The 22933-nt window shown below is 64.1% G+C and carries 20 protein-coding genes; 10 read left to right on the top strand and 10 right to left on the bottom strand.

The genetic code is table 11. The features are described from left to right. Position 1: 1 nt before the first annotated feature. Positions 2-1636: a 5-guanidino-2-oxopentanoate decarboxylase gene (locus ACPZMI_RS19005; RefSeq protein ID WP_186667346.1), complete on the bottom strand. Its 1635-nt coding sequence runs from the start codon at positions 1634-1636 to the stop codon at positions 2-4. A 112-nt stretch (positions 1637-1748) separates the two neighbouring features. Between ACPZMI_RS19005 and ACPZMI_RS19000 the strand changes: the two genes are divergently transcribed. Next, on the top strand, positions 1749-2624 hold the full coding sequence (locus tag ACPZMI_RS19000) for a LysR substrate-binding domain-containing protein (RefSeq protein WP_186667272.1): 876 nt from the start codon (positions 1749-1751) through the stop codon (positions 2622-2624). A gap of 64 nt (positions 2625-2688) precedes the next feature. Here ACPZMI_RS19000 and ACPZMI_RS18995 read toward each other — a convergent pair whose 3' ends face one another. Both ACPZMI_RS18995 and ACPZMI_RS18990 read right to left on the bottom strand, forming a co-directional pair. Next, entirely contained in the window at positions 2689-3303 is a 615-nt protein-coding gene (locus ACPZMI_RS18995; protein WP_426352819.1) for an NAD(P)-dependent oxidoreductase, read from the bottom strand. A gap of 29 nt (positions 3304-3332) precedes the next feature. After that, on the bottom strand, positions 3333-4208 hold the full coding sequence (locus tag ACPZMI_RS18990; RefSeq protein WP_426352818.1) for an MBL fold metallo-hydrolase: 876 nt from the start codon (positions 4206-4208) through the stop codon (positions 3333-3335). 103 nt (positions 4209-4311) lie between these two features. On the opposite strand from ACPZMI_RS18990, the gene ACPZMI_RS18985 reads away from it, so the two are divergent. Then, positions 4312-5220 carry a LysR family transcriptional regulator gene (locus tag ACPZMI_RS18985; RefSeq protein WP_186667275.1) on the top strand — a complete coding sequence of 303 codons (909 nt, stop codon included), beginning with the start codon at positions 4312-4314 and terminating at the stop codon, positions 5218-5220. Positions 5221-5331: 111 nt separating this feature from the next. Next, complete coding sequence (locus tag ACPZMI_RS18980) at positions 5332-5505, top strand: hypothetical protein (protein WP_186667276.1); 174 nt, start codon at positions 5332-5334, stop codon at positions 5503-5505. Positions 5506-5523: 18 nt separating this feature from the next. On the opposite strand, the gene ACPZMI_RS18975 is transcribed toward ACPZMI_RS18980, so the two are convergent. Then, on the bottom strand, positions 5524-6393 hold the full coding sequence (locus ACPZMI_RS18975; RefSeq protein WP_288374730.1) for an isocitrate lyase/PEP mutase family protein: 870 nt from the start codon (positions 6391-6393) through the stop codon (positions 5524-5526). Positions 6394-6769: 376 nt separating this feature from the next. Between ACPZMI_RS18975 and ACPZMI_RS18970 the strand changes: the two genes are divergently transcribed. Then, positions 6770-8221 (top strand): MDR family MFS transporter, encoded by a 1452-nt coding sequence (locus ACPZMI_RS18970; protein ID WP_186709308.1) that lies wholly within the window; start codon positions 6770-6772, stop codon positions 8219-8221. A gap of 84 nt (positions 8222-8305) precedes the next feature. Here the strand turns inward: ACPZMI_RS18970 and ACPZMI_RS18965 are convergent, their stop codons facing one another. Beyond that, a complete protein-coding gene (locus ACPZMI_RS18965) occupies positions 8306-8938 on the bottom strand; it encodes a TetR family transcriptional regulator (protein ID WP_186667278.1) in 633 nt (210 codons plus the stop codon). A 253-nt stretch (positions 8939-9191) separates the two neighbouring features. Here ACPZMI_RS18965 and ACPZMI_RS18960 point away from each other — a divergent pair, with 253 nt between their 5' ends. From ACPZMI_RS18960 to ACPZMI_RS18940, 5 genes are all read left to right on the top strand, one after another. Further along, complete coding sequence (locus ACPZMI_RS18960) at positions 9192-10346, top strand: efflux RND transporter periplasmic adaptor subunit (protein WP_186667279.1); 1155 nt, start codon at positions 9192-9194, stop codon at positions 10344-10346. Positions 10347-10349: 3 nt separating this feature from the next. After that, complete coding sequence (gene ttgB, locus ACPZMI_RS18955) at positions 10350-13502, top strand: multidrug efflux RND transporter permease subunit TtgB (RefSeq protein WP_426352817.1); 3153 nt, start codon at positions 10350-10352, stop codon at positions 13500-13502. Beyond that, positions 13499-14944 carry an AdeC/AdeK/OprM family multidrug efflux complex outer membrane factor gene (locus ACPZMI_RS18950; RefSeq protein WP_186667281.1) on the top strand — a complete coding sequence of 482 codons (1446 nt, stop codon included), beginning with the start codon at positions 13499-13501 and terminating at the stop codon, positions 14942-14944. The genes ttgB and ACPZMI_RS18950 overlap by 4 nt, the downstream gene beginning before the upstream one ends. A 286-nt stretch (positions 14945-15230) precedes the next feature. Next, positions 15231-16484, top strand: a complete 1254-nt coding sequence (locus tag ACPZMI_RS18945) for an OprD family porin (protein WP_426352816.1) — start codon at positions 15231-15233, stop codon at positions 16482-16484. Between the two features lie 138 nt (positions 16485-16622). Beyond that, positions 16623-17606, top strand: coding sequence for a LysR family transcriptional regulator (locus ACPZMI_RS18940; protein ID WP_426352815.1), 984 nt, complete (start codon positions 16623-16625; stop codon positions 17604-17606). Here the strand turns inward: ACPZMI_RS18940 and ACPZMI_RS18935 are convergent. Beyond that, entirely contained in the window at positions 17506-18201 is a 696-nt protein-coding gene (locus ACPZMI_RS18935) for a Crp/Fnr family transcriptional regulator (RefSeq protein WP_186667284.1), read from the bottom strand. The two genes, ACPZMI_RS18940 and ACPZMI_RS18935, sit on opposite strands and share 101 nt — an antisense overlap. 92 nt (positions 18202-18293) lie before the next feature. Between ACPZMI_RS18935 and ACPZMI_RS18930 the strand changes: the two genes are divergently transcribed. Further along, a complete protein-coding gene (locus ACPZMI_RS18930) occupies positions 18294-18818 on the top strand; it encodes an Mpo1 family 2-hydroxy fatty acid dioxygenase (RefSeq protein ID WP_411383148.1) in 525 nt (174 codons plus the stop codon). Positions 18819-18882: 64 nt separating this feature from the next. On the opposite strand, the gene pcaC is transcribed toward ACPZMI_RS18930, so the two are convergent. From pcaC to ACPZMI_RS18910, 4 genes are read right to left on the bottom strand one after another with little or no spacing between them, the layout of a single operon-like run. Then, the gene (pcaC, locus tag ACPZMI_RS18925; RefSeq protein WP_411383149.1) at positions 18883-19275 is read right to left on the bottom strand and encodes a 4-carboxymuconolactone decarboxylase; all 393 of its coding nucleotides are present in this window, start codon (positions 19273-19275) and stop codon (positions 18883-18885) included. A 10-nt stretch (positions 19276-19285) separates the two neighbouring features. Beyond that, positions 19286-20077, bottom strand: a complete 792-nt coding sequence (gene pcaD / locus ACPZMI_RS18920) for a 3-oxoadipate enol-lactonase (protein WP_426352814.1) — start codon at positions 20075-20077, stop codon at positions 19286-19288. An 11-nt stretch (positions 20078-20088) separates the two neighbouring features. After that, positions 20089-21441, bottom strand: a complete 1353-nt coding sequence (locus ACPZMI_RS18915; protein WP_288374720.1) for a 3-carboxy-cis,cis-muconate cycloisomerase — start codon at positions 21439-21441, stop codon at positions 20089-20091. A gap of 9 nt (positions 21442-21450) precedes the next feature. Continuing rightward, complete coding sequence (locus ACPZMI_RS18910) at positions 21451-22740, bottom strand: MFS family transporter (RefSeq protein WP_186711881.1); 1290 nt, start codon at positions 22738-22740, stop codon at positions 21451-21453. Positions 22741-22933 lie beyond the last annotated feature (193 nt).

The following is a 22933-nucleotide window of genomic DNA, read 5'->3' as shown; positions in this document are numbered from 1 at the left end:
CTCAGCCAGCCACAGCTGCCTGCCACTGAGCCTGGTCCACCTGGATCAGGGTCGGCCCCTTGCGCTCCACCGCCAGCGCCAGCGCGGCCTGCAACTGCGCCACATCGCCGACATGTTCGGCCGCCGCACCCAGCCCCTGCGCAACGGTGATGAAGTCCGGGGTGTGGATGTCCACGCCCACGGGCTCGATGGCGCGATTGACCATGTACTTCTTGATCTCTTCGTAGCCTTGGTTGTTCCACAGCAGGACGATCAGCGGCACCTGTGCCTCGACTGCACTGGCCAGCTCCGGCAGTGTGAACTGCAGGCCACCGTCACCGATCAGGCACACCGACGGGGCCCGTTCAGCCATCACTTCGGCGCTGCCAAGCCAGGCGCCCATCGCCGCCGGCAAGGCATAACCGAGCGTGCCGTAGCCGGTCGAAGCGTTGAACCAGCGACGCGGACGGTCCAGGTCGAGGGTGAGGTTGCCGGTGTAGACCGGCTGGGTCGAGTCGCCCACCAGCACGGCATCGGGCAAGGTTTCCAGCACCGCGGCAAGCAGGCGGGTCTGGCTCAGGGTCGGTTGGTCCCAGCCAGCGGCCAGGTCGTTGCGCAGGCGCTCGGCACGGGCAGCGCCCCAGCGCTGGTCACGCACCGCAGGCTGCTCGGCCAGCGCCGCAACCAGGGCTTCGGCAGCCAGCTTGGCATCGGCGACCAGCGCCAGCTCAGGCAGGTAGTTGCGTACGGTCTGGTCCGGATCGATGTCGATGCGCAGCAGGCCGCCAGGGATCTCGAAACCGCCCTTGAAGGTCACGTCGTAGTCGGTTTCGGCAAGCTCGGTGCCAATGGCCAGAACCACGTCGGCCTCGGCAACCAGGGCGCGGGTTGCGGGCAGCGATTGGGTCGAACCGATCTGCAACGGATGGGCAGCCGGCAGCAGGCCCTTGGCATTGATGGTCAGGGCCACCGGTGCCTGGAGCTGCTCGGCCAACTGCGCCAGGGCATCGCCTGCCGCCAGCGCCCCACCACCGGCGAGAATCAGCGGGCGCTGGGCCTTGGCCAGGCGCTCAGCCATCTGCGCCACGACCTGTGGCGCGGCGCCCGCACGGCTGGTGCGTACCGGTCGAGCCTGTAGCAGGTGGTCGGCTGGCTCGACCAGCACATCCAGCGGGATCTCGATATGCACAGGGCGTGGCCGGGCACCGTCGAACACGGCGAAGGCACGGGCCAGTACCTGGGGCAGGTCATCGGCGCTCATCAAGGTCTGGGAGAACGCGGCAACGCCGGCCACCAACGCAGACTGGTTCGGCAACTCGTGCAGTTTGCCGCGCCCACCGCCCAGTGCATTGCGCGACTGCACGCTGGAGATCACCAGCATCGGGATCGAGTCGGCATAAGCCTGGCCCATGGCCGTGGTGATGTTGGTCATGCCGGGGCCGGTGATGATGAAGCACACCCCCGGCTTGCCCCGCGTGCGCGCGTAGCCATCGGCCATGAAGCCGGCGCCCTGCTCGTGGCGCGGCGTGACATGACGGATCGACGAGCGCGCAAGCCCGCGGTAGAGCTCTACGGTATGCACGCCGGGAATCCCGAACACATGATCTACGCCATAGCCTTCGAGGAGTTTGACCAGTACTTCGCCACAGGTTGCCATCATCGTTACCCTGATTCTTGTTGAAATCAGTGCCCATGGAACCAAGCCGCGGCTACCGCGACAATGCAAAAAAACACATACTAGCCATGTCTCCAGATCATGGCTTGACGCGATGAAACGACTCCCTCCCCTGCCCGCGCTGCACACCTTCCTGGTCACCGCCCAGCACTGCAACTTCACCCGTGCCGCCCAGCAGTTGCACATCACCCAGGGCGCTGTCAGCCGGCAGATCGCCGGGCTCGAGGAGCAGCTCGGCTATCCCCTGTTTCAGCGCCAGGCCCGTGGCCTGAGCCTGACCCGTGAAGGCCAGGACTGGCTGCCGCGGGTGCAGCAGGTGTTCGCCCTGATCGAACAGGGCGTACGCGAGGTCGGCGCGCGCACCGCGACCTTGCAGCTCAAGGCACCCACCTGCGTGATGCGTTGGCTGCTGCCGAGGCTGATGGAGTGGCAGGCGCTGCGCCCGGATGTGCCGGTGGAGCTGACCACCACCGTGCAGCACGGCGTGGATTTTCGTCATGAAGGTTTCGATGCTGCAGTGGTGTATGGCAGCCCGCCCGCCCAGGGCTCGCTGGTGCTCAAGCTGTTCGACGAGCAACTGACGCCGGTGTGCGCACCGTCGTTGCTGCAAGGCGGGGTGCCTCTGGAGCGAGTGGAGGACCTGGCGCAGCACATGCTGCTGCACCCCTCGCGCGACGAACATGACTGGCGCCTGTGGCTGCAGGCGGCTGGCGCTGCGTTCGAGCCGCAGGGCCGACGCCAGCATTTCGAGACACTGGACATGGCGATGGCCATGGCCTCGCAGGGAACCGGCGTGGCCATCGGCGACTGGGCGCTGATCGGCGATGACCTGCGCAGTGGGCGGTTATGCATGCCCTTCGCGCTGAAGGTGATGACGGGCAAAGGTTACTACCTGGTCTGCCCGTCGAAGAGCCTGCCACCGGGGCTCGGCGAGTTGCTGGACTGGCTGCAGGCACGCGCCGGCCTGTAGGAGCGGACTGGACTGGCCTTTGGCTTTTGAACAAGCCCGTTGCTGCTACAGCCGATGCGCGACATCAGTACCCGACAGTGAAGCGCTGGCGCGTATGGGCAGGCTTTTCAAGCTCGTCGATCAAGGCAATGGCATAGTCGGCGAAGGTGATCCAGCTCTTGCCGTCGGCCCCGATCAGCAGGTGATCCTTGCCCAGCGTATAGCGCCCGCTGCGCTCACCCTCGACGAACTCGGCCGAAGGCGAGAGGAAGGTCCAGTCCAAGGTCGGCTCCTGGCGCAAGGTGTCGAGAAAACGCACGCCGGCGCTGGCCTCGGCCTTGTAGGCCTCAGGGAAGTCCGGGCTGTCGATCACCCGCTGCCCCGACGGCAGCAGCAGGCTGCCGGCACCACCAACCACCAGCAGGCGCTTGACCCCGGCGCCCTTGACCGGCTCGATGATTGCCTGCGGCTCGAGGGTGGAGAAGTGTGCAGCGCTCAGCACAGCATCCACGCCCGTGACAGCCGCCTGCAGCGCAGCGCTGTCCCTGGCATCCAGCGCCTTGACCGTGACACCTTCACGGCCCTGCAGCGAAGACGGATCGCGGGCGATGGCGACCACGCTGTGGCCACGGCGCAGGGCCTCTTTCAGCAACTGGCTGCCAGCGCGGCCGGTGGCACCGATGATTGCGATCTTGCTCATGGGAAACACTCCATCAGGGTTGTAGGGGGTTACCACTTCATTTCGCCTTTTGCGACCTTGGCACCGAGCTCCAGCGAGCTTTCATCGGCCAGGTTCGGATAACGCTTGCTCATTGCAGCAATCAGCGCCGCCGCATCGCGGGCCTTGGCCGTCTCGCTGTCAAAGGCACGGATGTAGCCTGCGGTAAAGCGCACGGCGTCCAGCGAACGGCTGCTCTGGCCCAGGTAGTGACCCGGGATCACTGTGCGCGGGGCCAGTTTTTCGATGTGGGCGAGGGTTGCCAGCCAGTCGGTGTGGGACTGGGCCGACTGGGTGTCAGCCATCCATACGTGAATGTTCTCGGAAACCACAACACCACCGACCACCGCCTTGATCGAGGGAATCCAGACGAAGCTGCGGTCGGGCTGCGGGCCGTCCAGGCCAACGACTTCCAGCGTCTGCCCTTCCAGCTCCAGGCGGTTACCGGCCAACACCTGGGGCAAGACCAGTTTCGTGGGCTTGTCGGCGCCCATCTGCGGGCCCCAGTAGGCCAGCTTGGCGTCCATGGTCTGGCGGATGTGCGCCACGGTGGCAGCGGAGGCAACCACCTTGGCGTCTGGAAACGCCTGGGTCAGGGTGTCGAGGCCGAAGTAGTAGTCCGGATCGCCATGGCTGATGTAGATGGTGGTCAGCCGCTTGCCGCTGGCGCGCAGGCGCTCGGCCACCTGCTCGGCCTGGGTCTTGCCGAACTGCGCATCCACCAGCACGGCCTCCCGCTCGCCACTGACGATGACCGAACTGACCGGGAACAGTGCGTCATGGCCTGGGTTGTAGACATCCAGGTGCAGCGGATCGGCCGCCATTGCCTGGCCCGTCAGGGCAACACAGGCCAGCATCAGACTGCGCAGTGGAGTGAAAATCGACATGGAGAGATTCCTAAAGCGGGACGATGGAACACAGCTTAGTTGCCCGATCCGTCACAAAAAATGCGATGCTTGAACATAGTTTGTTTCTGAAATCGGGCAAATCATGGATCGTCTTAACGCCATGCGCGTGTTCGTCACCGTCGTCGACCTGGGCAGCCAGTCGGCCGCGGCAGATCACCTGGAGCTTTCCAGGCCTGTGGTATCGCGCTACCTCGCCGAGCTTGAAGAGTGGGTCGGCGCACGCTTGATGCAGCGCACCACGCGCAAGCTGAGCCTGACGGCCGCGGGCCTGGACACCCTGCCACGCTGCCGACAGATGCTGGAACTGGCCTGCGACCTGCAGACAGCGGTGCGTGCGCCTGAAGACGCACCGCGCGGCGAGCTGCGCATCAGCGTGAGCACCTCGTTCGGTCAGGCGCAGTTGGTGGATGCGGTGGCGGAGTACGTGAAGCGCTATCCGGGAGTGAAGGTGGAGTTGCAGATGCTCGATCGCACGGTCAACCTGGTTGACGAGCGCATCGACCTGGCGATCCGCACCAGCAACGACCTGGACCCGAACCTGATTGCCCGGCGCCTGAGCGTCTGCCGTTCGGTGGTCTGCGCCAGCCCCGCCTACTTGCACGAGTACGGCACGCCGCAGCGAGTCGAGGACTTGACCCAGCACAACTGCCTGACCCACGCCTACTTCGGCCACAGCCTGTGGCATTTCGAGGTGGCCGGTGAACAGGTCGCGGTGCCCGTGCAGGGCAACATCAGCGCCAACGAGGCCCTGACCTTGCAGAAGGCTGCCCTGGCCGGTGCCGGAATCGCCATGCTGCCGACCTACCAGGCCGCTTGCGCAGTGCGTCGCGGCGAGCTGGTGAAGTTACTGCCCATGGCCCGACCACGGGAGCTGAACCTCAATGCGGTCTACACCTCACGCAAACACATGCCGGCAACCTTGCGCAGCATGCTGGACTTTCTTGCCCAGCGGTTCAGTGAAGAACCGCTGTGGGATCGGGAGATGGATTAGCGCGCCGCTGCTACGGAAATCACACCGATCTCGATGCTCGCTCCAGGCAATTGCTGCGCCCTGACCTATGCTTACAGGCATCACCTGTGGCCACAGCAGGAGGTAGGCAACATGGGCATCAAATCCAGACGCTGCGCGATCGTCCTGGCCCTGGTCGCCGTGGCCGGGCTCTACGGTTCGGCCTGCTGGCGCGTCGAGCTGCTGCGCAGCCAGCCCAGTACCGCGGCCAGTTGCGCACACGAACACTGCGTCCCGCACACTGCAACGCTGAGCGCTCTCAGGTAGCCCGACAACGCCTGTCGGTCACTCCTCGACGCTCATGTACTCCTTGGCCCAGCGGATGTAATCCTCAGGCTGGGTGTAGGTGTGCGAAAGCTCGGTGGCGCTGAGGTTCTCGGACTTGTTCTGCTGCCCGCGCTGCAGACGCAGGCAGTCGTAGGTGGCCTTGATCGCGGCGAAGTACGCTGCATGGCCATCGACCACGATGCGCACGCCCAGGCGCGCTAGGCGTTCGTCGTCACGCAGGTTCGGATTGCCGTAGCTGACCAGCATCAGCGGCACGTTCAGGTGCTCGGTGATCTGCTCCAGTTGCTCGAAATCCTTCACCCCCACCATGCAGATACCGTCGGCACCGGCCTTCTGGTAGCTCTGGGTGCGGACGATGATTTCCTCGGTGCTCAGTACGCCGGCGTTGGTGCGGGCAATGATCGACAGCGACGAGTCGACACGTGCCTCCAGCGCTGCACGGATCTTGCCGACGCCCTCTTCCACCGAGATCAGGTCGGTGGACTTGCGACCGAACTGGGCCGGCAGCAGGGTGTCTTCGATGGTCAGGGCCGCCACGCCGGCGCGCTCCAGCTCGATCACCGTACGCATGACGTTCAGCGCATTGCCATAGCCATGGTCGGCATCGGCAATGAACGGCAACTGGGCGACGCGGCCAATGCGTGTGGCCTGCTCGACGAATTCGCTCAGGGTGATCAGGGCGAAGTCCGGGGCGGCGAGCACCTGCAGGGACGCGACCGAGCCGCCGAGGATACCGACTTCAAAGCCCAGGTCTGCGGCGATGCGCGCCGACATCGGGTCGAAGACTGAAGCTGTGTGATAGCACGAACCCGACGCGAGCAGTTCGCGGAAGGCAAAACGCAGATCTTGGTGGGAAGCCTTGGGCATGATCACTCCGCATAAACGTGAAAAATCGAACTGGCTGACTACCGCCCCTGAACCGGGACCCTCCGCCTGTCATAGACATGACATGCAGAGAGTGGAAGAGAAGTGGGGGATTACAGCGATGCGGAAACCTGGGTCACAATGCACCAAATGGGTGCAAACCAGTGTATTTCGGCTGCTATGAACTTGCACGATATCACGCAGCCATGCGCGTTCGTGTGAAAGCGCTTATGCCGATCGCGCATAGGCGATGCAGACAGTACATAGGAAGCTACCTAACTCAGGTTACAATCCTCATCGCGTTTGCAGCCATTTCACTCGCCACGGGCCGCCGACGAACAGCACAATTTCACGACCTCCGACCACAAGGTGTGACCCCGTGACCGCCGCCCTGCCTCCCGCCGTCTTGCGCAGCGTGCTCAGCGCGCTGATGCTGGCGATTCTTCTTGGTGCCCTCGACCAGACCATCGTCGCCGTCTCCATGCCAGCGATTTCCGCCCAGTTCAACGATGTCGGCCTGCTGGCCTGGGTCATCTCCGGCTATATGGTGGCCATGACCGTGGCCGTGCCGATCTACGGCAAGCTGGGCGACCTTTATGGCCGTCGGCGCATGATCCTCACCGGCACCGCACTGTTCACCCTGGCCTCGATCTTCTGCGCCCTGGCCCAGAATATGGAACAACTGGTGCTGGCGCGGGTGCTGCAAGGTATCGGCGCGGGTGGCATGGTCTCGGTCAGCCAGGCAATCATCGGCGACTTCGTCCCGCCTCGCGAGCGTGGACGCTACCAGGGATATTTCAGCAGCATGTACGCGCTGGCCAGCGTGGCTGGCCCGGTGCTCGGCGGGTGGCTGACCGAGTACCTGTCGTGGCGCTGGGTGTTCTGGATCAACCTGCCGCTGGGGCTTTGCGCCTGGTGGGTGATCCGCCGCGCGCTGATGGGCATGCCGGTCCAACGCCGGGAAGCGCAGGTCGACTATATCGGTGCATTGCTGCTGATCCTGGGCCTGGGCAGTTTGTTGCTGGGCATCACCCTGGTCGGCCAGGGCCATGCCTGGACCGCGCCGCCGGTGCTGGCCCTGATTGCCTGCGCGGTGCTGGGCCTGGCGCTGTTCGTCGCCCACGAACGCCGCTGCCAGGAACCGCTGTTGCCACTGAAGCTGTTCGGCAACCGGGTCGCCGTGCTGTGCTGGTGCGTGATCTTCTTCGCCAGCTTCCAGTCGATCTCGCTGACCATGCTCATGCCACTGCGCTTCCAGAGCATCACCGGTGCCGGCGCCGACAGCGCCGCGCTGCACCTGCTGCCGTTGGCGATGGGGTTGCCGCTGGGCGCCTTCAGCGCAGGCCGCCTGACCACCTTCACCGGGCGCTACAAACCACAGATCCTGGCGGGCGCGCTGCTGATGCCGCTGGCGATCCTCGGCATGGCCCTAACTCCGCCGCAATCAGCCTGGCTGGGCGGGCTGTTCATGCTGCTGACCGGCATCGCCTGCGGGCTGCAGTTCCCGACTTCGCTGGTGGGGACACAGAGCGCAGTGGACATGAAGGATATCGGCGTGGCCACCAGCACCACCAACCTGTTTCGCTCCCTGGGCGGGGCGATGGGTGTGGCCTGCATGTCCAGCCTGCTGCTGGCGCTGCTGCATGTCGGAGGGCTGGAGGTGCTGGGCAACCCGCTGCTGGGCAGCCTGAAGGGCGGCGAGACGGACCCGGCGACCCAGGCACACCTGCTGGTGACGTTCCGATACCTGCTGCTGGCCAGTGCCGGCGCAGCACTGCTGGGGCTGCTGGCAGCACTGGCGTTGCCGGACCGGCAATTACGCGGGCATTGAAAAGGCCAGGGCCGCAACGCGGCCCCTTTTTAACCCCGACTTAATCCTGCCGGGAAAGACTTCCTCACAATCCTTAACAAAGTGTCATTTGCGCAGGGCCGGGCTCAAGCGCAGCATATCCAACCCTGTGTCGACCCATTTTTCCGCATCGCGCAGCAGGTCGAAGCTGTCCGGCAGCAGCAGCCAGCGCCCGATAAGGCCGTCGACATAGGCGAACATGGCGATGGCCGCACGCTCGACATCCAGGTCGGCGGGCAACTGGCCACGGCGTACTGCATTGGCCAGGGCACGGGAAATGCCTTCGTGGCATTCGACGATGGCGCCTTGTCGCTGCTGGCGGATCTCACACATCTCATCGGTGAACTCGCACTTGTGATGCAGGATTTCATTGATACGCCGGGTCCTGGCGTCCAGTACCAGCTCATTGAGCACTTGCAACAGCAGCTTGCGCATGCAGCCGAGCGGGTCGAGTTCGTCCTCGCTTTCGCTGGCACGCGCGAGGTGGTCATGGGTCTCGTGCAAACTGTCGAGCAGCGCCTGGACCAACTCGGCCTTGTTACTAAAATGCCAGTAGATCGCACCACGGGTGACCCCCGCGATCTCGGCGATATCGGCCAAGGTGGTTCGCGCAACTCCGCGCTTGTAGAAAGCCTTTTCCGCCGCCTCGATGATCTGGGCGCGGGTTTCCTGGGCTTCCTCTTTGGTTCGACGGACCATGGCAGCTCAACCTCATCTGAGCCCGGCACAAGATCGCACGGGCTTTAAACCGGGTTCACCTCTGCAGGGCGGCTCCCGGGTGCATTAATCACGTTTTGCGGTAGTAGCCTGGTACCACCACGCGGTATTTACAAACAACCATGAATGTAAGTATATTCGTTAGTAAGCTACTAATCCACCGGATAGCGATTTTTCTTAAAAGACTCTTCCACTATTCTTGAGCTCCCCCTGCTCCTGCGACCCGAGGATCCTCATGCAATTCAAGCCAGCCGTTACCGCCCTGGTTTCCGCCGTCGCCCTGGCAACCCTGCTCAGTGGCTGCAAGAAAGAAGAAGCCGCGCCCGCAGCGCAGGCTCCTCTGGTCGGCGTCGTCACCCTGCAGCCGCAGGCCTTCACCCTGACCTCGGAACTGCCGGGGCGCACCAGCGCCTACCGCATCGCCGAAGTCCGGCCACAGGTCAACGGCATCATTCTCAAGCGCCTGTTCAAGGAAGGCAGCGACGTCAAGGAAGGGCAGCAGCTCTACCAGATCGACCCTGCCGTCTACGAGGCCAACCTGGCCAACGCCCAGGCCAACCTGCAGGCCACCCGATCGCTGGCCGAGCGCTACAAGCAACTGATCGACGAGCAAGCCGTCTCCAAGCAGGAATACGACGACGCCAATGCCAAACGATTGCAGGCCGAGGCATCGCTCAAGAGCGCGCAGATCGACCTGCGCTACACCAAGGTGCTGGCACCGATCAGCGGTCGTATCGGTCGCTCCTCGGTCACCGAAGGCGCGCTGGTGAGCAACGGCCAGACCAATGCCATGGCCACCATCCAGCAGCTCGACCCGATCTACGTCGACGTGACCCAGTCCACCGCCGAACTGCTCAAGCTGCGCCGTGACCTGGAAAGCGGAAAGCTGCAGAAGGCCGGCGACAACGCTGCGAAGGTCCAGTTGGTCCTCGAAGACGGCAGCAAGTTCGCCGGCGAAGGTCGCCTGGAGTTTTCCGAAGTCTCGGTCGACGAGACCACCGGTTCCGTGACCCTGCGCGCCGTCTTCCCCAATCCCGACCACACCCTGTTGCCCGGCATGTTCGTGCATGCCCGCCTGCAGGCAGGGGTCAATGCCAACGCCATCCTCGCCCCGCAACAAGGTGTGACCCGCGACCTCAAGGGCGCGCCCACAGCACTGGTGGTGAACAAGGATAACAAGGTGGAACTGCGTCAGCTCAAGGCCAGCCGCACGCTGGGCAACGAGTGGCTGGTCGAGGAAGGCCTCAACGCGGGCGACCGCCTGATCACCGAAGGGCTGCAATATGTGCGCCCGGGTGCCGAGGTAAAGGTCAGCGAAGCCACCAACGTCAAGAAGCCGGCCAGCCCTGAACAGGCCAGCGCAGCGAAAGCAGACGCCAAAGCGGAGTAAACCATGTCGAAGTTCTTTATCGATCGCCCGATCTTCGCCTGGGTGATCGCCTTGGTGATCATGCTGGTCGGGGCCTTGTCGATCCTGAAGCTGCCGATCAACCAGTACCCAAGCATTGCGCCGCCGGCCATCGCCATTGCCGTCACCTACCCGGGTGCCTCTGCGCAGACCGTGCAGGACACCGTGGTGCAGGTCATCGAGCAGCAGCTCAATGGTATCGACAACCTGCGTTATGTATCGTCGGAAAGCAACTCCGACGGCAGCATGACCATCACTGCGACCTTCGAGCAGGGCACCAACGCCGACACGGCGCAGGTCCAGGTGCAGAACAAGCTCAACCTGGCCACCCCGCTGCTTCCACAGGAAGTACAGCAGCAAGGTATTCGCGTCACCAAAGCCGTGAAGAACTTCCTGCTGGTGATCGGCCTGGTCTCCGAAGATGGCAGCATGACCAAGGACGACCTGGCCAACTACATCGTCTCCAACATGCAGGACCCGATCTCGCGTACCGCAGGTGTCGGTGACTTCCAGGTGTTCGGTGCCCAGTACGCCATGCGTATCTGGCTCGACCCGGCCAAGCTCAACAAGTACCAGTTGACCCCGGTCGATGTGCGTACCGCAGTCACCGCGCAGAACGTGCAGGTTTCCTCCGGCCAGCTCGGTGGCCTGCCCGCCATGCCGGGTACCCAACTCAACGCCACCATCATCGGCAAGACCCGCCTGCAGACCGCCGAGCAATTCGAGAAGATCCTGCTCAAGGTCAACAACGATGGCTCGCAGGTACGCCTGCGCGACGTCGCCAAGGTCGGCCTGGGCGGCGAGAACTACGCGGTCAGCGCGCAGTTCAACGGCAAGCCGGCATCGGGCCTGGCGGTCAAGCTGGCGACCGGTGCCAACGCCCTGGATACCGCCAAGGCGCTGCGCAAGACCATCAGCGACCTGGAACCGTTCTTCCCGCCGGGCGTGAAAGCGGTGTTCCCGTATGACACCACGCCGGTCGTCACCGAATCGATCAGCGGGGTGATCCACACCCTGATCGAGGCCGTGGTCCTGGTGTTCCTGGTGATGTACCTGTTCCTGCAGAACTTCCGCGCCACCATCATCACCACCATGACCGTTCCGGTGGTGTTGCTGGGCACCTTCGGCATCCTTGCGGCCGCAGGCTTCAGCATCAACACCCTGACCATGTTCGCCATGGTCCTGGCCATCGGCCTGTTGGTGGACGATGCCATCGTCGTCGTGGAAAACGTCGAGCGGGTGATGTCCGAAGAGGGGCTGCCACCCAAGGAAGCGACCAAGCGCTCGATGCAGCAGATTCAGGGCGCACTGGTCGGTATCGCCCTGGTGCTTTCGGCGGTACTGCTGCCGATGGCCTTCTTCGGCGGCTCCACCGGCGTGATCTACCGGCAGTTCTCGATCACCATCGTATCGGCCATGGGCCTGTCGGTGCTGGTGGCACTGATCTTCACCCCGGCGCTGTGCGCGACCATGCTCAAGCCGCTGAAAAAGGGTGAGCACCACACGGCCAAGGGCGGCTTCTTCGGCTGGTTCAACCGTAACTTCGACCGCAGCGTAAAGGGCTACGAGCGCAGTGTCGGCACCATCCTGCGCAACAAAATCCCGTTCCTGCTGGCCTATGCGCTGATCGTGGTGGGCATGATCTGGCTGTTCAGTCGCATCCCCACCGCGTTCCTGCCTGAAGAAGACCAGGGCGTACTCTTCGCCCAGGTGCAGACCCCGGCCGGTTCCAGTGCCGAACGCACCCAGGTGGTCGTCGACAAGATGCGCGAATACCTTCTCAAGGACGAAGCCGACACCGTGTCGTCGGTGTTCACCGTGACCGGTTTCAACTTCGCCGGTCGTGGCCAGAGCTCGGGCATGGCGTTCATCATGCTCAAACCTTGGGGCGAGCGTTCGGCCGAGAACAGCGTGTTCAATCTCTCGGCCCGCGCCCAGCAGCACTTCTTCAGCTTCCGCGATGCGATGGTGTTCGCCTTCGCACCGCCGGCAGTGCTCGAGCTGGGTAACGCCACCGGCTTCGACGTGTTCCTCCAGGACCGTGCCGGCGTCGGCCACGAGAAGCTCATGGAAGCGCGCAACCAGTTCCTGGCCAAGGCCTCGCAGAGCAAGATCCTCTCTGCGGTGCGCCCCAACGGCCTGAACGACGAGCCGCAGTACCAGCTGATCGTCGACGATGAGCGCGCCAGTGCCCTGGGCGTCACCATTGCCGACATCAACAACACCCTGTCGATCGCGCTGGGTGGCAGCTACGTCAACGACTTCATCGATCGTGGCCGGGTCAAGAAGGTGTACATCCAGGGCGACTCCAGTGCCCGCATGAGCCCCGAAGACTTGCAGAAGTGGTACGTGCGCAACGGCCAGGGCGAGATGGTGCCGTTCTCCTCCTTCGCCTCCGGTGAATGGACCTACGGCTCGCCGAAGCTGTCGCGTTACAACGGCGTGGAAGCAGTCGAGATCCTCGGTGCCCCGGCGCCGGGCTACAGTACCGGTGAGGCCATGGCCGAGGTCGAACGCATCGTCGGCGAACTGCCGTCGGGCATCGGCTACTCCTGGACCGGCATGTCCTACGAGGAGAAGCTCTCCGGTTCGCAGATGCCGGCGCTGTTCGCCCTTTCGCTGCTGTTCGTGTTCCTCTGCCTGGCAGCGCTGTACGAAAGCTGGTCGATCCCGATCGCCGTCGTGCTGGTGGTGCCGCTGGGTATCATCGGTGCACTGATCGCCACCAGCATGCGCGGGCTGTCGAATGACGTGTACTTCCTCGTCGGCCTGCTGACGACCATCGGCCTGGCGGCGAAAAACGCCATTCTGATCGTCGAGTTCGCCAAAGAGCTGCACGAACAGGGCAAGAGCCTGTTCGATGCGACGATCGAGGCGTGCCGTATGCGTCTGCGCCCGATCATCATGACCTCGCTGGCATTCATCCTCGGCGTGGTACCGTTGACCATCGCCAGCGGCGCGGGCGCCGGAAGCCAGCACGCGATCGGCACCGGGGTGATCGGCGGCATGATCAGTGCGACTGTGCTGGCGATCTTCTGGGTACCGCTGTTCTTCGTAGCAGTGTCGTCGCTGTTCGGCAGCAAAGAGCCGAAAGCAGACGCCACCCCTGAAACTCCACGTAATGAGGCTGGGCAATGACCAAGTCTTTGTTGTCCCTGGCGGTAACCGCTTTCATTCTCGGCGGCTGCTCGCTGATTCCCGACTACCAGACCCCGGAAGCACCGGTGGCCGCGCAGTGGCCGCAAGGCCCTGCGTACTCGCCGACCCAGTCGGCCGACGTGGCCGCCGCCGAACAGGGCTGGCGCCAGTTCTTCCACGACCCGGCACTGCAGAAACTGATCCAGACCTCGCTGGTCAACAACCGCGACCTGCGGGTCGCCGCGTTGAACATCGACGCCTACCGCGCGCAGTACCGCATCCAGCGCGCCGACCTGTTCCCGGCGGTCTCGGCCACCGGCAGCGGCAGCCGCCAGCGGGTTCCGGCCAACCTGTCGCAGACCGGTGAGGCGAACATCACCAGCCAGTACTCGGCAACGCTGGGTGTCAGCGCGTACGAGCTGGACCTGTTCGGCCGCGTGCGCAGCCTGAGCGAGCAGGCCCTGGAGACCTACCTCTCCAGCGAGCAGGCGCGTCGCTCCACGCAGATCAGCCTGGTGGCCAGCGTGGCCAACGCCTACTACACCTGGCAGGCCGACCAGGCGCTGCTGAAGCTGACCGAAGAAACGCTCAAGACCTACGAGGAAAGCTACAACCTGACCCGCCGCAGCAACGAGGTCGGTGTGGCTTCCGCGCTCGACCTGAGCCAGGCGCGCACCGCCGTCGAAGGCGCGCGGGTCAAGCTGTCGCAGTACCAGCGCCTGGTGGCGCAGGACCTGAACAGCCTCACCGTGCTGCTGGGGACCGGTGTACCGGCCGACCTGCCGGCGCCGCTGAAGCTCGACGCCGACCAGCTGGCCGACGTGCCGGCGGGCCTGCCGTCCGACCTGCTGCAGCGGCGTCCGGACATCCAGGAAGCCGAGCACCTGCTCAAGGCTGCCAACGCCAACATCGGCGCGGCCCGCGCCGCGTTCTTCCCGAGCATCAGCCTGACCGCCAACGCCGGTACCCTGAGCCCGGACATGGGCGGGCTGTTCAAGGGTGGTTCGGGGACCTGGCTGTTCCAGCCGCAGATCAACCTGCCGATCTTCAACGCCGGCAGCCTGCGGGCGAGCCTGGACTACTCGAAGATCCAGAAGGACATCAACGTCGCCAAGTACGAAAAGACCATCCAGACCGCCTTCCAGGAAGTCTCCGATGGCCTGGCCGCGCGCAAGACCTTCGAGGAGCAGTTGCAGGCCCAGCGTGACCTGGTTGCCGCCAACCAGGATTACTACCGTCTGGCCGAGCGTCGCTACCGCATCGGTATCGACAGCAACCTGACCTTCCTCGACGCCCAGCGCAACCTGTTCAGTGCCCAGCAGGCGCTGATCAGCGATCGCCTGTCGCAGCTGACCAGCGAGGTCAACCTGTACAAGGCGCTTGGCGGTGGCTGGTACGAGCAGACCAACCAGCAGGCGTCGGTGGCCACACCGAAAGGCTGATTGGCCTGGCAGCAGCATCGAGCCCACCCTTCGCGGTGGGCTTTTTGTTTTGGCGGTGCCGGTGATTGCCAGACGATAGGGCCAACACCGCCACCTAATTAACCACCCGGAACATTGCGTTCGATTATCGCCCGCAACCGTTTGCAACGAATTGCCACTCCACCGCCCTTCCGCGCACCATCGCTTGCGCAACGTTGCACAGTTCATCCCAAAAAAAAGCGTCGACCTGCAGGCTCGTACCCTGCAGCGCTCCGACTCGCCCATAAAAACAAGAGATCCACGACAGATGAGCATTCTGCAACCCACCCGCCCGCTGCTGCCGGGCCTGCTGGCCATGTCCTGCGCCCTGCCCGTCCTCGCTGCCGACGGCGGCTTCATGGAAGACGCCAAGGCCACCCTCAACCTGCGCAACTTCTACATCAACCGCAACTTCGTCGACCCGGCCAAGGCCCAGGGCAAGGCCGAGGAATGGACGCAAAGCTTCATCCTCGACGCCCGCTCCGGGTTCACCCAGGGCACCGTCGGCTTTGGCGTCGATGTGCTGGGGCTGTATTCGGTCAAGCTCGATGGCGGCAAGGGGACAGCCGGCACGCAACTGTTGCCGGTGCACGACGATGGTCGCCCCGCCGACGACTTCGGTCGCCTGGGTGTTGCACTCAAGACCAGGATTTCGCAGACCGAACTCAAGGTCGGCGAATGGATGCCGGTGCTGCCGATCCTGCGCTCTGACGATGGTCGCTCGCTGCCGCAGACCTTCCGCGGCGGCCAGATCACCTCCAGGGAGATCACCGGGCTGACCCTGTACGCCGGCCAGTTCCGTGGCAACAGCCCACGCAACGACGCGAGCATGGAGGATATGGCGCTGTTCAGCCGCCCGGGCTTCACCTCCGACCGCTTCAACTTTGCTGGCGGCGAGTACAGCTTCAACGACAAGCGCACCCAGGTCGGAGTGTGGGATGCCCAGCTCAAGGATATCTACCGCCAGCAGTACTTCAACCTGGTGCACAGCCAACCCTTGGGCGACTGGACCCTGGGCGCGAACCTGGGCTACTTCATCGGTAAGGAAGACGGCGCCGAACGCGCCGGCAAGCTGGACAACCGCACCGCCTCGGCCATGCTTTCGGCACGCTATCAGGGGCATACGTTCTATGTCGGCCTGCAGAAGGTCAGCGGCGATGACGAGTGGATGCGAGTCAACGGCACCAGCGGCGGCACCTTGGCCAACGACAGCTACAACGCCAGCTTCGAGAATGCCAAGGAACGCTCCTGGCAACTGCGCCACGATTTCAACTTCGCCACCGTCGGCATACCCGGGCTGACCCTGATGAACCGCTACATCAAAGGCGACAACGTGCATGTCGGCAGCATCACCGACGGCAAGGAATGGGCGCGCGAGAGCGAACTGGCGTACGTGATCCAGTCCGGTACGTTCAAGGACCTGTCGGTGAAATGGCGCAACTCCACCATGCGCAGGGACTTCAGCACCAACGCCTTCGACGAGAACAGGCTGATCGTGAGTTATCCGTTCAGCCTGTTGTGAAAGTCGCGGCGCGCTTGGGGGCGGGCTTGTCCGCCCCTTTTCAAATAACAAAAACAGCTAAATAGCTAACAAAACCATCGTTGACGGAATAAGAAACAAGGTCTAAAACGAGCCCTCTTTACTCCGCAGAATCTCGATATGGACCTTCGCCAACTGCGCTATTTCATCGCCCTCACCGAGTACCGCAGCTTCGTCCACGCTGCCGAAGCCATGGGCATTACCCAGCCCGCGTTCAGCCGCGCCATCCAGGGCCTGGAGCAGGAGTTCGGCTGCGCCCTGGTCGATCGCGGCAACAAGACGCTGCAACCGACACCCGAGGGCCAGGTGGTGCTGCAACATGCACGACGCCTGGTTCAGGGGGCCGCACAACTGAGCAACGACGTGCTGCAGATGACCAAGCTCGACGCCGGCGAGCTGCATTTCGGCAGCGGCCCGGCCCTGGCCGCAAGGCTGGTGCCCGACGCGCTGCAGCAGTTCATCACCCAGCATCCGGGAATCCGCACCGAGCTGCAGGTGGACAACGCCGAACGCCTGGGCCAGGCCCTGCGCCGCGAACAGATCGAGTTCTTCGTCGACGATATACGCCCCTTCGAGGCCGACCCCAACTTCCATACTGAGCCGCTCAACCCGCGCCCCGGCCTGTTCTTCTGCCGCCCCGGCCATCCTCTGTTGGCCAAGGACAGCCTGTCGACCAACGACCTGTTCGCCTACCCCCTGGCCAGCGCCCTGCTCACCCCCGGTGTACGCAAGCGCCTGGCCAACATCAGCGGACGCAGCGACTTCATCCCGCACCTGCAGACCGAACACCTGGCCGTGCTGCGCAGCGTGGTGCTGGCCAGCGATACCCTCGGCAGCGCCAGCGAGGAAGCCGTGGCCGAGGACCTGGCCGCCGGGCGCCTGGTACGCCTGCACTGGCGCAACCTGCCGCCGGGGCTGGAAGTGCTGAGCGTGCGTTGCGGGGTGATCAGCCGCAGCGGCTATCGCCTGTCACCGGCAGCACGGGCGATGATCGATACCCTGGTCAGCCTGGATGCGCAGCCATCTCCCGCAGCCTCGGCGCATCGAGGATCAGTACTTCGCCATAGCCCAGTTGCACCACCCCCGCCTGCTCCAGCGCCTTGAGGATCTGGTTGATGGTCTGGCGCGACAGCGACAGCATCAGCGCCAGTTGCTCCTGCGACAACTGCAGCCGCCATTGGGCAACATCGCGCTCGCCATAGCCTTCGGCGATCTGCAACAGCCGATGGGCCACACGCGGCCCCGCGGCCAGCAGGTGCTGCTGCTCAAGCGCAACAAACACCCAGCGCAGCTTGTGGCTCATCAGCAAGGCCAGGTCGCGCCAGTGCTGCGGATGCTGTGCCAACCAGTCGAGCAACGCTGCCTGAGGGATCCACAACAGCTGCGTGACACCTTCGGCAAAGGCATCGTGGGTACGCGGCTGGCCGTCGAACAGGCTGATCTCGCCGAACCAGTAAGGCGGCTCGACCAGCGTCAGCAGCGCTTCCTTGCCGTCACGGCTGACCGCGCCGACGCGCATGGCGCCCTCCAGCACCGCATACAGACCGCAGGGCGGGTCACCACGCTGGAACAGGCACTGTCCGGCCGCCAGCTCACGCGAACGCGCCAGTGCCAGCAGGCTATCCTGAACCTGAGCGGGCAACTGCCGAAACCACTGGCCGTGGCTCAACTGCGCACGCCAGGCTTGGGGGTTGTCCATGACACCTCTTCTGAACGGACTCTGTCGGCCAGGCGACAGACGACGGCGGATGAACGGGGCAAGCTGTCGCTACCCCTGATGGAGGAACAACAATGAAAAACCTCGTCGAACACCTGAGTCAATACGCGGCCTATCATCGCGACCCGCGCAACATCGCCACGCACTTCGTCGGCATTCCACTGATCGTGCTGGCGGTAAGCATCCTGCTGTCACGACCCGGCTGGCCTGTTGCCGGCATCTGGCTGTCGCCAGCGCTGCTGGTGGCGGCGGCGTCGGTATGGTTCTACCTGCGCCTGGACCTGCGCTTCGGGCTGGTCATGGGCATATTGCTGGGGCTGTGCCTGTGGGCAGGCGAATGGCTGGCGCTGCAAAGCACAGGGCTGTGGCTGAGTGCCGGGCTCGGGGCCTTCGTGCTGGGCTGGATCATCCAGTTCGTCGGGCATGCCTACGAGGGCCGCAAGCCCGCCTTCGTCGACGATGTCAGCGGCTTGATCATCGGGCCACTGTTCGTGGTTGCAGAACTGGCGTTCATGCTTGGGCTGTGTGCCGGGCTGAGGCAGGCCGTGGAGGCCAATGCCGGACCTGTGGCGGTGCGCGGGAAGAAGGCGGCTGTGTAGACGCTGGAACAGTGCTGAATGTTTCGCGGGCTTGCCCGCGAAGCATTCAGTGGGGATCTATGGCCTAGGCACGCGACTCGACCCCAAGCTCATCCCACACCGACTCGGCCAGGTGGAAGGTCGCATTGGCCGCCGGGATCCCGCAGTAGATCGCACTCTGCATGATCACTTCCTTGATCTCGTCGCGGGTCACGCCATTGTTGGCCGCCGCGCGCAGGTGCAACTTGAGTTCCTCGTTGCGGTTCATGCCGATCAGCATGGCAATGGTGATCAGGCTGCGGGTGTGGCGTGGCAACCCCGGGCGGGTCCAGATATCGCCCCAGGCGTGGCGGGTGATCATCTCCTGGAACTCGCCATTGAAGTCGTTGAGTTTCTCCAGGCTGCGGTCCACATGGGCATCGCCCAGCACCGCGCGACGCACCTGCATGCCAGCGTCGTAACGTTGTTTCTCATCCATGGCGTAGTCCTCAGCGAGCCATCAGGAAATCGAGCACGCGACGGCTGAACGGCTCGCCGACTTCGACGTTGGACAAGTGCGCAGCCTGGAAGCCTTGGTACTCGGCGCCTGCCACATGCTCCTGAATGTACAGGCCACCCGAGGGCGGCGTCACCGCGTCGGCCTCCCCGGAAATCACCAGCAGCGGCGCAGTGATCGCACCCAGCTGATCGCGGAAATCGGCATCGCGCACCGCGCCGCAATTGGCGGCGTAGCCCTGTGGCGAGGTGGTCGCGAGCATGTCGGTGATACGCTGGACCTGATCCGCGTGCACGCTCGACCACGCTGGGGTGAACCAGCGCTCGATGGACGCATCGCGCAACCCACGCATGGCCTCGGCACCGTCGCGCAAGACCATTTCGATACGCGGATTCCAGGTTTCAGGCGAGCCGATCTTCGCCGCCGTGTTGCATACCACCAGACGCTGCAAGCGCTCGCCAGCATTGATGCCCAGCCACTGGCCGATCAGGCCGCCCATCGACAGCCCGCAGAAATGCGCGCGCTCGATCTGCAGGGCATCCAGCAGCGCCACCACATCACGCCCCAGTTGTTCGATGCTGTACGGCCCTTCGGTCACCAGCGAATCGCCATGGCCACGCGTGTCGTAGCGCAGTACTCGAAAGTGTTCGGTCCACAGCGGCATCTGGGTATCCCACATGTGCAGGTTGGTGCCCAGCGAGTTGGACAGCACCAGCACCGGGGCGTGCTCGGGGCCTTCGAGTTGGTAGTTCAGTACGCCATCGGCCAGTTGCAAATGCGCCACAGCGGTCTCCTTCAGGCAGTGAAGCGTTGATGTTCGGCCACGGCGCGCGCCACCCAGACGCGGGCCTGGCCGAGGTAATGGGCAGGATCGAGCAACTGGTCGAGCGCTTCGCCAGACAGTTGCTCGGTGACCTGCGGCTCGTCACCGAGCACGGCACGCAGGTGGCGCTGTTCGGCCACCGCGCGCTGACAGCATTGCTCAAGCAGGTGATGGGCCTTGTCGCGCCCCAGACGCTGGGCCAGCACGATGCTCACCGCTTCGGCCAGTACCAGGCCTTGGGTGAGCTCGAGGTTGCGGCGCATGCGCTCGGCGTCCACCTCCATGCCCTCGGCGATCAGTTGTGCCTGGCGCAGGGCGCCGGAAACCAGGCAACAGATGTCTGGCAAGGTCTCCCATTCGGCATGCCACAGACCCAGGCTACGCTCGTGCTCCTGGGGCATGGCGGCGAACAACGTCGACAGCAGCCCCGGCACGCGGGTCGCGGCGCCGATCAGCACCGCCGCTCCCACCGGATTGCGCTTGTGCGGCATGGTCGAAGAGCCCCCCTTCCCCGGCGCAGCAGGCTCGAACACCTCGCCAGCCTCGGTCTGCATCAGCAGGCTGATATCGCGGCCGAACTTGCCCAGGCTGCCGGCGATCAGGCCCAGCACCGAGGCGAACTCCACCAGGCGGTCACGCTGGGTGTGCCAGGGCTGCTCGGGCAAGGCGAGGCCAAGTTGCGCCGCCAGCGCCTCGGCCACCGGCAGCGCCTTGCTGCCCAGCGCCGCAAGGCTGCCAGAGGCACCCCCGAATTGCAGGCACAACAGGCGCGGACGCAGCTCCTGCAAGCGCTGGCGGTGACGGGTCAACGCCCCGAGCATACCGGCCAGCTTCATGCCCAGCGTCACAGGCGTGGCGTGCTGCAGCCAGGTGCGCCCCACCAGCGGCGTGTCGGCATGCAGCAGAGCCTGGCGCGCCAGGCTGTCGGCGAGCTTTCCAAGGTCGGCCTCGATCAACGCCAGTGCATCACGCAGTTGCAGAACCAGGCCAGTGTCCATCGCATCCTGGCTGGTAGCGCCCAGGTGCACATAACGCTCGGCCTCAGGCACGCCACTGGCGACCACCTTGCCCAATGCCTTGACCAGCGGGATCGCCGAGTTGCCAGCCACTGCAATGGCCTGCGCCAGCGCTTGCACGTCATAGCGCTCGGCCTTGCACGCCGCCTCGATGGCCACCACCGCACTGTGCGGCACCAGCCCCGCGTCGGCCTCGGCGTGCGCCAGGGCCGCCTCGAAGTCGAGCATGCCCTGCAGGCGGCCGCGGTCGCTGAACACCTCGCGCATGGCCGGGGCGGTGAAGTAGGCGTCGAACAGTTGGTTGCTCATGCAACGTCCTTAGTGGTCATGGTGCAGGTACGCCGCCTGCTTGGGCAGGCGCAGGCTGAACAGGAAGGCCACCGCCATCATGGCGGTCACGTACCAGTAGAAAGTGTTCTCCATCCCCAGCGTCTTCAAGCCCAGGGCGACGTATTCGGCCGAACCGCCGAAGACCGCGTTGGCCACGGCATAGGCCAGGCCCACACCCAAGGCACGGACCTGAGGTGGGAACATCTCGGCCTTCACCAGGCCGCTGATGGAGGTATAGAAACTGACGATGCACAGCGCCAGGGTCACCAGCACGAAGGCCATGAACGGGCTGGTCACGGTCTTGAGCGCCATCAGCAGCGGTACGGTGAACAAGGTGCCCAGCGCGCCGAACAACAGCATCGAGTTACGTCGGCCGATACGGTCGGACAACATGCCGAACAGCGGCTGCAGGATCATGAACAGGAACAGCGCGCCAGTCATCACGAAGCTGGCGCTCTTGGCGTTCATGCCAGCCGTGTTGACCAGGTATTTCTGCATGTAGGTGGTGAAGGTGTAGAAGATCAACGAACCGCCAGCGGTGTAGCCCAGCACCGTGATGAAGGCGGCGGCGTGGTTGCGGAACAGGCCACTGATGCTGCCGGCATCTTTATCCTGGCGAGTTTCGGCATTGCTGGTCTCTTTCAGCGACCGACGCAGCATCAACGAGATCAGCGCGGCGACGGCACCGACCACGAACGGAATGCGCCAGCCCCAGGCGCGCAGTTCTTCTTCGGTGAGCAGTTGCTGCAGGATCACCACCACCAGCACCGCCAGCAACTGGCCGCCGATCAGGGTGACGTACTGGAACGAGGCGAAGAATCCACGCTGGCCACGCAGGGCCACCTCGCTCATGTAGGTCGCAGTGGTGCCGTACTCACCGCCGACCGACAAGCCCTGGACCAGCCGCGCAAACAGCAGCAGTGCCGGCGCCCAGGTGCCGATGCTCGAATAGGTCGGCAGGCAGGCAATCAGCAACGAGCCTGCGCACATCATCAATACCGAGATCATCAACGAATTCTTGCGACCGTGACGGTCGGCCAGGCGGCCGAAAATCCAGCCGCCGATGGGGCGCATCAGAAAGCCTGCGGCGAACACACCAGCCGTGTTGAGCAGTTGCACGGTAGGGTCGTCGGAGGGAAAGAACGCCGGGGCGAAATAGATGGCGCAGAAGGCATAGACATAAAAGTCGAACCACTCCACCAGGTTGCCGGAAGAAGCCCCGACGATGGCAAAGATACGGCTTTTGCGCTCTTCGCCCGTGTAATGGATTGCGGTCATGGCGTGCTTACTCCTCGAGGGTTACCGTGAATTCTAGACATACCCGGTAACATTCTCGTTCCGCTTGGGGTCTGGCCATTAGCCTTTTGTCTTGCAGGTCCGGGGTCCTTTCTGGGGGGAGGAGAGGAAAAAAAGAAAAGGGGGGGAGGGGGCCCACAAACAAAAAAAAAAAAAGAAAAAAAACCGCACACCC

Origin of the sequence: Pseudomonas wayambapalatensis (assembly GCF_049942315.1) — a bacterium.
GTDB lineage: Bacteria > Pseudomonadota > Gammaproteobacteria > Pseudomonadales > Pseudomonadaceae > Aquipseudomonas > Aquipseudomonas wayambapalatensis.
This window is presented reverse-complemented; position numbering and strand designations above follow the sequence as displayed.

Excerpts from the sequence above, each read along its gene's own strand:
- ACPZMI_RS19005 (WP_186667346.1), bottom strand. The coding sequence starts at position 1,636 with ATGGCAACCTGTGGCGAAGTACTGGTCAAACTCCTCGAAGGCTATGGC.
- ACPZMI_RS19000 (WP_186667272.1), top strand. The coding sequence starts at position 1,749 with ATGAAACGACTCCCTCCCCTGCCCGCGCTGCACACCTTCCTGGTCACC.
- ACPZMI_RS18995 (WP_426352819.1), bottom strand. The coding sequence starts at position 3,303 with ATGAGCAAGATCGCAATCATCGGTGCCACCGGCCGCGCTGGCAGCCAG.
- ACPZMI_RS18990 (WP_426352818.1), bottom strand. The coding sequence starts at position 4,208 with ATGTCGATTTTCACTCCACTGCGCAGTCTGATGCTGGCCTGTGTTGCC.
- ACPZMI_RS18985 (WP_186667275.1), top strand. The coding sequence starts at position 4,312 with ATGGATCGTCTTAACGCCATGCGCGTGTTCGTCACCGTCGTCGACCTG.
- ACPZMI_RS18980 (WP_186667276.1), top strand. The coding sequence starts at position 5,332 with ATGGGCATCAAATCCAGACGCTGCGCGATCGTCCTGGCCCTGGTCGCC.
- ACPZMI_RS18975 (WP_288374730.1), bottom strand. The coding sequence starts at position 6,393 with ATGCCCAAGGCTTCCCACCAAGATCTGCGTTTTGCCTTCCGCGAACTG.
- ACPZMI_RS18965 (WP_186667278.1), bottom strand. The coding sequence starts at position 8,938 with ATGGTCCGTCGAACCAAAGAGGAAGCCCAGGAAACCCGCGCCCAGATC.
- ACPZMI_RS18960 (WP_186667279.1), top strand. The coding sequence starts at position 9,192 with ATGCAATTCAAGCCAGCCGTTACCGCCCTGGTTTCCGCCGTCGCCCTG.
- ttgB (WP_426352817.1), top strand. The coding sequence starts at position 10,350 with ATGTCGAAGTTCTTTATCGATCGCCCGATCTTCGCCTGGGTGATCGCC.
- ACPZMI_RS18950 (WP_186667281.1), top strand. The coding sequence starts at position 13,499 with ATGACCAAGTCTTTGTTGTCCCTGGCGGTAACCGCTTTCATTCTCGGC.
- ACPZMI_RS18945 (WP_426352816.1), top strand. The coding sequence starts at position 15,231 with ATGAGCATTCTGCAACCCACCCGCCCGCTGCTGCCGGGCCTGCTGGCC.
- ACPZMI_RS18940 (WP_426352815.1), top strand. The coding sequence starts at position 16,623 with ATGGACCTTCGCCAACTGCGCTATTTCATCGCCCTCACCGAGTACCGC.
- ACPZMI_RS18935 (WP_186667284.1), bottom strand. The coding sequence starts at position 18,201 with ATGGACAACCCCCAAGCCTGGCGTGCGCAGTTGAGCCACGGCCAGTGG.
- ACPZMI_RS18930 (WP_411383148.1), top strand. The coding sequence starts at position 18,294 with ATGAAAAACCTCGTCGAACACCTGAGTCAATACGCGGCCTATCATCGC.
- pcaC (WP_411383149.1), bottom strand. The coding sequence starts at position 19,275 with ATGGATGAGAAACAACGTTACGACGCTGGCATGCAGGTGCGTCGCGCG.
- ACPZMI_RS18915 (WP_288374720.1), bottom strand. The coding sequence starts at position 21,441 with ATGAGCAACCAACTGTTCGACGCCTACTTCACCGCCCCGGCCATGCGC.
- ACPZMI_RS18910 (WP_186711881.1), bottom strand. The coding sequence starts at position 22,740 with ATGACCGCAATCCATTACACGGGCGAAGAGCGCAAAAGCCGTATCTTT.